This is a genomic window from Thermoplasmata archaeon, assembly GCA_038729465.1.
Classification (GTDB): domain Archaea; phylum Thermoplasmatota; class Thermoplasmata; order Thermoplasmatales; family ARK-15; genus JAVRLB01.
The window spans coordinates 19,599-28,596 of sequence record JAVYRZ010000007.1; the positions used below are offsets into that span (position 1 = coordinate 19,599).

At 36.5% G+C, this 8,998-nt stretch carries 10 protein-coding genes; 8 read left to right on the plus strand and 2 right to left on the minus strand.

What is annotated here, in order from left to right; translation table 11 throughout:
- Positions 1–4 precede the first annotated feature (4 nt).
- The gene (locus QXQ25_03410) at positions 5–655 is read left to right on the plus strand and encodes a translation initiation factor IF-6 (protein ID MEM0160754.1); all 651 of its coding nucleotides are present in this window, start codon (positions 5–7) and stop codon (positions 653–655) included.
- Here QXQ25_03410 and QXQ25_03415 read toward each other — a convergent pair.
- Both QXQ25_03415 and QXQ25_03420 read right to left on the minus strand, forming a co-directional pair.
- Positions 652–1,287, minus strand: coding sequence for an MBL fold metallo-hydrolase (locus tag QXQ25_03415; GenBank protein ID MEM0160755.1), 636 nt, complete (start codon positions 1,285–1,287; stop codon positions 652–654). The two genes, QXQ25_03410 and QXQ25_03415, sit on opposite strands and share 4 nt — an antisense overlap.
- 649 nt (positions 1,288–1,936) lie before the next feature.
- Positions 1,937–3,388, minus strand: coding sequence for an MFS transporter (locus tag QXQ25_03420; GenBank protein MEM0160756.1), 1,452 nt, complete (start codon positions 3,386–3,388; stop codon positions 1,937–1,939).
- A 494-nt stretch (positions 3,389–3,882) separates the two neighbouring features.
- Here QXQ25_03420 and QXQ25_03425 point away from each other — a divergent pair, with 494 nt between their 5' ends.
- The 7 genes from QXQ25_03425 to QXQ25_03455 all read left to right on the plus strand — a co-directional run.
- On the plus strand, positions 3,883–4,086 hold the full coding sequence (locus tag QXQ25_03425; GenBank protein MEM0160757.1) for a zinc ribbon domain-containing protein: 204 nt from the start codon (positions 3,883–3,885) through the stop codon (positions 4,084–4,086).
- Positions 4,087–4,407: 321 nt separating this feature from the next.
- Complete coding sequence (locus tag QXQ25_03430) at positions 4,408–4,887, plus strand: ferritin-like domain-containing protein (protein MEM0160758.1); 480 nt, start codon at positions 4,408–4,410, stop codon at positions 4,885–4,887.
- A 511-nt stretch (positions 4,888–5,398) separates the two neighbouring features.
- The gene (locus QXQ25_03435) at positions 5,399–5,959 is read left to right on the plus strand and encodes a methyltransferase (GenBank protein MEM0160759.1); all 561 of its coding nucleotides are present in this window, start codon (positions 5,399–5,401) and stop codon (positions 5,957–5,959) included.
- On the plus strand, positions 5,946–6,560 hold the full coding sequence (gene pcm, locus QXQ25_03440; GenBank protein MEM0160760.1) for a protein-L-isoaspartate O-methyltransferase: 615 nt from the start codon (positions 5,946–5,948) through the stop codon (positions 6,558–6,560). Before QXQ25_03435 ends, pcm begins: the two co-directional genes overlap by 14 nt.
- A 79-nt stretch (positions 6,561–6,639) precedes the next feature.
- Complete coding sequence (gap, locus tag QXQ25_03445; GenBank protein MEM0160761.1) at positions 6,640–7,647, plus strand: type I glyceraldehyde-3-phosphate dehydrogenase; 1,008 nt, start codon at positions 6,640–6,642, stop codon at positions 7,645–7,647.
- Positions 7,648–8,604, plus strand: coding sequence for a DNA repair and recombination protein RadA (gene radA / locus QXQ25_03450; GenBank protein MEM0160762.1), 957 nt, complete (start codon positions 7,648–7,650; stop codon positions 8,602–8,604).
- 21 nt (positions 8,605–8,625) lie between these two features.
- A partial coding sequence (locus tag QXQ25_03455; protein ID MEM0160763.1) for a class I tRNA ligase family protein occupies positions 8,626–8,998 on the plus strand: 373 nt, incomplete at its 3' end.

Genomic DNA, 8,998 nt, shown 5'->3' on the forward strand with positions numbered 1-8,998 from the left:
TATAATGCTATTGAAAGGGGAACTGCACAACAGTCCATTTGTTGGTATTTTTGTGGAGTGCAATGAAGAAATCGCGGTTGTGCCATCAGATATAACTAAGGCAGAGCTGGGATTAATAGAAGATTCTTTAAATGTGGCAGTTCAAAAGACTATGTTTAATGGTTCTCCGTTAATAGGCAGCTTAATGGTTATGAACAACAACGGTGCGGTAGTCACTGACTTTGCAGTAAAGGAGGAAGTAGAATTCTTAAAAAATTACAATTTGCTTTTTATTGAAGACAGAATAAATGCCGTTGGAAACGATATTTTAGCAAACGATGTGGCTGCAATAGTCCATCCTGATTTTGAAGAGCAATCTATAAAAGAGATATCTGATGTACTAGGAGTAGAGGTAATCAAGAAAGAGCTTGGTGGAATAAAGACAGTGGGCTCTGCAGCGGTAATCACGAAAAAAGGTATGTTAGTAAATCCTCAAGTATCTGATGAAGAATTAAAATTTCTATCTGATTTTTTCAAGGTTCCGGCAGTAGTTGCAACTGCTAATTTTGGAAGCCTGTATCTAGGAGCATCCATTGTAGCAAACTCGAAAGGAGCTATCGTTGGAAACTTATCCACAACTATCGAGATAGGGAAAATAGAAGAGAACTTGTTTTAGAGCGAAAAGACCCAGACGCTCAACTCTTTTGCGAGGTCTTCTTTTTCAAATTCGATCATATTGCCAACATTTTCTATTTTTTCTTTTGGGAACAGTTTTGTAAAGTCATCTACGGGCCTGAGCCCCAAGCTCAGATTTTTAACTTTATAGTGCATTGGCACTACCACTTTCGGATTTAGAGATTCAGTAACCTTATACGCTTGTTCTCCGTTAATAGTATAATTGCCACCCACTGGAATGAACAGAAAATCTGGATTTTTGAGTTCTTTGATCATATTTGTATCTAAAAGATGGCCAAGGTCACCAACATGCACAAACACAAAGCCACCGCTTTTGAACTTGAATATGCGCATAGAACCTCTTTTTGAGCCCTGGCTATCATCGTGATAAGCAGTTATTACTTTTCCTTCAACATCTTCAAACTTAAAATCTCCAACTTTATCGACAACTTTAAAGTTTCCAGAAACGACATTTATTGCATTATGATCAAAATGCTCATGAGTCACAAATACGAGATCGGCATTAGGTTTTGGAACGGGCAAACCAATAGATTTACCGTCATGAGGGTCGATTACAATTTTTTTGTTGTTTCCAATTTCAAAGCAAGCATGTCCGTGCCATTTAATATACATATTAAACACCTCTAACAAATAATACAAAATTCATTATTTAAAGTTTTATAATTTTTTATTGTTTTTATTACATAACACAATCAATATATCCTCTTATGATAAAAGTAAATAATTAAAGGGGACGATAGATATTGAAAAAACTCTTTCATTAATATTAGCTGTGACAAGATGAATAAATATGATTAAGCTGCTGAGAAATATACATAAAAATGCTATATTACAAAGCCTAAGTAAGAAAGCCATTGAGCTTGCGATGTGCAGGAATTGCGGAAGATTTATGTGTTTCAATATAATAGATATCACGAAGCGAATCCATCGGATAAGTCCTGAAAACTGGCCTGATAGAGAATCTTTCAACCAAATCTTCTGAAAGAGGTTGAAAATGCCATCCGTTCCGCTGTCTGCGTTGAGGAATGAATTAAAGGCATAACTCGATTGCATGCAGACAGGGATGCGCGCAAAGGGAACACTGATATCCCTAAATAGGCAACGTTCATGACAGGAAAGACTTTGAAACTAGGTAATGTATTCTTTCAAAACCGTCCGTGTCATTAGAAGTGAAGACGAAAGTGACAACCACCAATCCTTCGGGATGGGGAACAAGCATGGTTAATATTCAACTGAATTATAAGTTTTAAAAGGATCAGATTTATTTTGTGATACTTTCTATATCGATTGGAATTTCTATCACAGGTTTTTTGTATACTACATTTTTCATCAGGAACGTAAATAATACAGAGATTGCAAGAAACGCCATGCCGGTAAGATATATGTAGCTGAATGCTTGATATGAAGGAAATGATCTAGTTATATTTCCCAAGGGAGTACGAAATACAATATTTGTTACATACATAGTTTCAAAAACCCCACTTACTGCCGGTGCGATTGCTGATCCTATATTCCTAAAAACCACATTCATACCTGTAGATGTGCCGGATTCAGATCTAGGTGTTGAAACTAGAAGTATATTTATTACCCCTACAAATATGAATGACAATCCAACGCCTACAAGCGTAGCATCTTCAAGCAAATCCAGAGGAGAGGCTCTATAAAAGTACAACCCTAAATATGAGATAAATAACACTGTTGTTCCAATGAGTATTGTAATCTTAGGTCCTTTTTTTCTAGTTATCTTTGCAGAAAGAGGTGCGAATGCCATTGAAACTATAGCGGCAGGAAGCATAATTAAGCCAGCACTTATAATCGAAAGATTAAATCCTGCAGGTGAAGGATCTTCAAGAATTACCGGAAAACTGTAAAATAAGAAAAACATTCCTGCCATTGCAAAAAGCCCCGTAAAATTAGAAAGAAACACATTTCTAATCTTTAGCAGCTTTATGCTGATAAATGGTGATTTTGCATTTTTTTCAACAAAAACAAAAGAAATTATAGAAATGACTGATATTGCAAAAGATAGTATTATGTTCAACGATCTCCAGCCCCAGTATTCTCCCTCAGAGAGGCCAAGAATAAGCGTAATGACACCTATTCCGAGAGCAATTATTCCAGTAAAGTCAATCTTTTCGTCAATTCTTACAGAATTGTCCTTCAGTACTATTGCAGAAACTATGAATAGTCCGAATGCAACAGGTATAGCAGAGTGATAAGACCATTGCCATCCATAGTTCTGGGTAATCCATGCACCTAGAACTAAACCAATGGCCGCTCCGCCGATAAATGTAGAACTTAGTATTCCCTGTGCTAGAGGAAGATTCTCCTTTGAAACCTGATCATTTAGCAATGCAAACGCTACTGGAAACATTCCCATGCCTAGTCCCTGTACTGCCCTTACTGCAATTAACTCATCAAGGCTTGTAGCAAATCCTCCGAATGAAATTGCAATAGCATATACCAGTGCCAGTATAACAAGGATCTTTTTTTTGCCATATATGTCTGCCAATCTGCCAAATATGGCTGCAGAGATGGTCCCAGAAATTATATATGCAGTAATTATCCATGATAAAGAATCATAATTAGTATGGAAAAAATGCTCTAAAATAGGTATTGCTGGCATTATCATTGTTTCAACATATGTAATAAGTATACCCATAAACGCCATTATTCCAATCGTTAAGACTGCATGTCTTGAAAAACGTGTCATTTTTCCTCACCGTTTGAATAAACTACTCTCTCTAAAGAGCCCACAAAGACGTCGAACCTGATATTTAGATAATTAGCCATTAAATGCACCTACCGTTAAGATCTAATCTTTAAATTGGACCACCTATTTAAAACCACGCTTTTAATGATCTCCGCTGAAAATTTTTGTAAGATTATCAATATGGCAAATCCATATACTTTGAAAAGATAGTAAATTAAGTATTTTTCATACCATATATACGTTATCGATTTAATGAGATATTGATAATAATCAAAGAACCTTTAACATTATACTTTTAGTGCAACTGGTCTATACTCTATCTCATAAGAGGAGTTTGAGAGAAACATTAATTCAAATATCTTTAGCAATAACAACATGGACTTACTCAATTAGACATTGTCAATTCTTCGTTGATAAGTAAATATTGTTTCATTTTACCGAAGCTATATGTATGCTAATGAATCAAATAAAATATAAGTGAGAATGGGCCAGTAATAGAGTTATCAAGGAAAGAAACAAGGAGCGCAAGCAGAGAATGTTCGGTATGTGAGTCACTGACTCGAAAAGAGCATTGCATAACTATGATCTGTGAAGAATGTGGCTTGATAATTGACAGAGATATAAATGCAGCAATAAACATAGCAAAACGGGGCCGGGCAAGGCTGATACGATCCTTCCATGAAATGGAGAAAGGGTAATTTTGTGAAGCGATGAAACAGTCAAAAGATGTGAATCAGATGATAGCAAGGCAGATCTTATCAATGAAGGTCTAACAAAACCCTCAATTAGAAATGTTTAAATAGAGATCTGAAATAATAACATTGCTGGAAAAACTATCTATAAAGAATGTAAACATGGACGATGGTAAATTTAAACCTTAAAAAAAGCGGGAGATTTTATAACAGTATTGAAAATAAAATGAAGTTACCAGAGATTTCTGAAGCAGAAATCTAAGAAATATTAGCGTAGATAGGATATCAGAACCCAGTAAAATAATAAAATATGGAAGTGAAATAAATATGGGGAAAAAAGCACAAGAAATTGTTAAAATGGACCTGAAAGAGCTTATTGAAGACCTTAAGAAAGCATATGCTGACGAGTGGCTCGCCTATTATCAATACTGGTATGACTCAAAGATTGCCACTGGAATAAATGCAAAAAATGTAATTGCTGAGTTAGAAGAGCATGCAAAAGAGGAATTTGAGCATATGAACTTGCTTGCAGATCGCATAATAAAGCTTGGTGGAGCTCCGCCTACCAGTTTCAAAGAAATCGAAAAGATTTCAAACTGCAAATATACAGTGCCGGCTGATGGAAAAAATCTAGAAAAAATTGTCAAGGACGGAATTGATGGAGAACGCTGTGCCATATCTGTTTACGATAGCTTATTGAAAAAGCTATCTGCAGGAAAAGATACAATTACTTTTCACATAATACGACATATTATGGAAGAAGAAATAGATCACGAAGAGGATTTTGAGAATCTGCTAGGATTATAATAAATTTTATTTTCGAGTAGAACTTTGAGATCTGGTCAATATCTATTAGTTAAAAGTAGATACAAATCTAAAAAAATCATATCCGGTGCGATAAGACGATATTTCAATATCTCCAATTGAAATTAGGGCTGAAATTGACAGCCGGATATTTTGCCTTTTTCTATGATCATTATGTATTTTTTAGACAAGTTGTATCGCTTTATCTGTATTTCAAGATGATGAATAAAATCAAGAAAGCGGATTTAACGAGAGATTTGTCAGTAAATGAGTTGTTGTCTGAAAGGTCAAAGATTTGTTTGCAGAAATTATAGTGATAGTAAAACAGCATATGTCGAAATACCAAAGAAGGTAGAAAAATAGATCACAAAAATGGGGTATTACCTAAAAATTGAGGGATTATGGTTACTGAGTAAATTAATGCATTTTAATGATTAGTCTAATAACTTTTTTCGAATGAACAAAAAAGATCATTAAGCGACTGTTTTTTATATCTATATATGATTAAGTAATTATGGATCAAGCTCCCTATTTGCCAAGCGAAGATACATATTTTTTTATGGATCATATCAGGTGCGGTGAATTAGTACTGGAGATAGGAACTGGAGCTGGAGAAGTGGCAATACACTGTGCAAAACTTGGCAGCACGGTAACTGCCACGGACATAAATGATAAATCCCTAAAACTTGCAAAGAGCAATGCAGGCAAATTAAAAATCAAGTTTATAAAAAGTGATCTGTTTGAGAATGTTTCGGGGAAATTTGACACGATTCTTTTCAATCCTCCATACTTGCCTGGGGAATATAAAGAAGACCCTGCAATATATGGCGGAGAATCTGGATCTGAGATCATAGATAGATTTTTAGCGGATGCAAAAAAATATCTGAAGCCAGAAGGAGAGATTTACATTATATTATCCTCATATAATGACATAGAGATGCTCATTAAAAAACATAATTATTATAGTTTTGAAAAACTTGCAACTTTGAATCTTGCGTTTCACCAGATATTTTGTTACAAACTAAAAAAAACTAAATCTCACAACTATATTACTAACAATAATGAGCACACTTGAATCTCTGATTTTGAAACTGGAACGTGAAGGGTACATCAAGTCAAAGAGAGTAAGAGAGGCAATGTTAGCAGTAGATCGCAGAGATTTTGTAAATGACATTGAACATGCATATGTAGACGAGCCTTTGCCGACCATGGACGGGCAAACTATCTCTGCTCCGCACATGGTCGCAATGATGTTAGAGCTGGCTGAAATAAAAGAAAAGTACAGGATACTGGAGATTGGCACTGGGTCTGGATACAATGCAGTTCTTTTATCTTATCTGGCTAACCAAGGAATTGTAGTTACTATTGAAAAATCAGAATTACTGTATCGTTATGCTCTCAAAAATATTAAAAAATATAGTTTCACAAAAAACATAAAATTGATATATGGTGAAGGGGCGCATGGGTATCCTCCAGAATCTCCATACAATGTAATAATGGTAACTTGCAGTGTTCTAGAAATTCCATCTTTACTACTAGATCAGCTATCGGATCTGGGGAAGATGATTGTTCCGATTGGCAGAATGTTTGAGCAAGAACTGTATCTGATTGAAAAGCATGGAAACAGCATACATAAAAAGATGATTGTGCCAGTATCTTTCGTTAATATGTACTGATTTTTGATAATTCTGAGAGCGAATAGATTAAATATTTTAAAAATATTATGTTATATTGTTACAATTGTTGAGGGATAATATGAGCTTAAAAGTTGCAATAAATGGATTTGGAAGAATCGGGAGACTTACATATAGAATTGCACTAAAACATCCAGATATAGATATTGTAGCAATCAATGATCTTGTAGATACAAAAGCATTAGCGCACCTGTTAAAGTATGATAGCAGTTATGGCACGCTAGAAGAAGAGGTCCGTGCAGAATCTAATTTTTTCACGGTGAACGGTAAGAAAACAGTTACTTTATCAGAACGTGATCCTGCAAAGCTACCATGGAAAGAGATGGGCATAGACGTAGTAGTTGAATCTACCGGACTTTTTACAGATGCGTTAAAAGCGAATGCGCATATCACATCCGGAGCAAAGAAGGTAGTGATCTCAGCGCCTGCAAAAAATGAGGATTTTACGGTAGTGTTAGGTGTAAATGAAGAAAAATACGATCCTGTAAAGCACAAGATAATCTCTAACGGATCTTGTACAACAAACTGTATTACACCGGTAATGAAAGTGCTCAATGACAGCTTTGAAATCGAAAAATCGCTGATGACTACAATTCATTCTGTAACGATGGACCAGAGACTGCAAGACGCACCGCACAAGGATTACAGACGAATGCGTGCAGCGGGGCAATCTATCATACCTACTTCTACGGGAGCTGCCAAATCATTATCTATTGTGATACCCACCTTAAAATCTAAATTTGATGCCCTTTCTATGAGAGTCCCAACAGCGACGGTATCTGTAATCGATGTAGTGGCGCTGGTAAAGAAAAACACTACGAAAGAAGAGATTAACAATCGCTTTAAAGAGTATGCAGCAAACAGAATGAAAGGAATACTGGCAGTATCAGAAGAGCCGTTAGTATCCATGGATTTTAAGGGCACACATTATTCTGCGGTTGTGGATGCAGAGCTTACAAATGTGGTTGGCGAAAACTTGATAAAGGTCATTGCATGGTACGATAATGAATATGGTTATGCTAACAGATTAGTAGATCTATTAGAGTATATGTATAAAAAAGGTGTGTAAATGGCTAAAGATAAAAAAGTAGAGACGTTAGAAGATTTACCGGGGGTAGGTGGCCCCACGGCTGAAAAGTTAAGAGATGCAGGATATTCAGACCTGATGAGCCTTGCAATTGCCTCTCCTGCCGATGTAGCCTCAGCTGCAGACATCGGAGAGGGCATTGCTAAGAAGATTATCGAAAATGCTAGGAGATCTGCCAATGTGGGTGATTATGTAACTGGAGATGCTATACTTGAAAAGAGAAAGAATGTTACCAAGCTCACAACGTCATCAAGAGCGCTAGATACTCTGATTGGCGGAGGTTTAGAAACGCAGGCTATTACCGAGCTTTTTGGTGCATTCGGATCTGGAAAGACGCAGCTAATACATCAGTTATGCGTGAATGCAACAATGCCCATAGAAAAAGGAGGACTGAACGGAGACGCTATGTTAATAGACACAGAAAACACGTTCAGGCCAGAGCGAATTATAGAGATGGCCAAAGCTCAGGGACTGGATCCAGATGCTACTTTGAAACGAATACATGTTGCGCGTGCATTTAACTCCAGCCATCAGATGTTGCTTGTAGACAAAGCGTTTGAGCTGGCGCAGACTGTAAATATCAAGCTATTTGCCGTAGATTCTTTAACAGCCCATTTCAGGGTTGAGTATGTAGGAAGAGGCACTCTTGCAGAGCGCCAACAACTGTTAAACAAGCATATGCATGATCTATTGCGGTTTTCAGATCTTTATAATGCGGTAATAGCAGTTACAAACCAAGTTTCTATCAAGCCTGACATGTTTTTTGGAGATCCTACTCAACCTGTGGGTGGAAATATAGTTGGTCATACGGCAACGTTCAGGATTTATCTAAGAAAGAGCAAAGGTGAAAAGCGTATTGCCAGGCTTATAGATTCTCCAAACTTACCAGAAGGCGAGGCGATTATTACAGTATTACCGGAAGGCATAAGAGACGTTTAAAAAAGGTGAGTCAATATTACGATGAAACTTTATGATACGTTAACCCAGCAAAAACTGGAGTTTCGACCTATGATTGAAGGACATGTCAAAATGTTTGTATGCGGTCCTACAATCTATGATTACTCACACATAGGTCATGCGAGAACATATCTGGTTTTTGATATGCTGGCTAGATACCTGCGATTTAAAGGATACACTGTTTTTTATCTAGAGAATATTACAGACATAGATGACCGTATCATAGAGCGTGCAAACAGAGAGCATATACCCACAAAATCAGTATCTGACAAATACAAGGAAGCGTTTTTAGAAGATATCAAGAAACTGGATATTGATTCTATAGATCTATATGCGCCCGCTACCGATTATATTGCCGAGATCATAGCTCAGATTC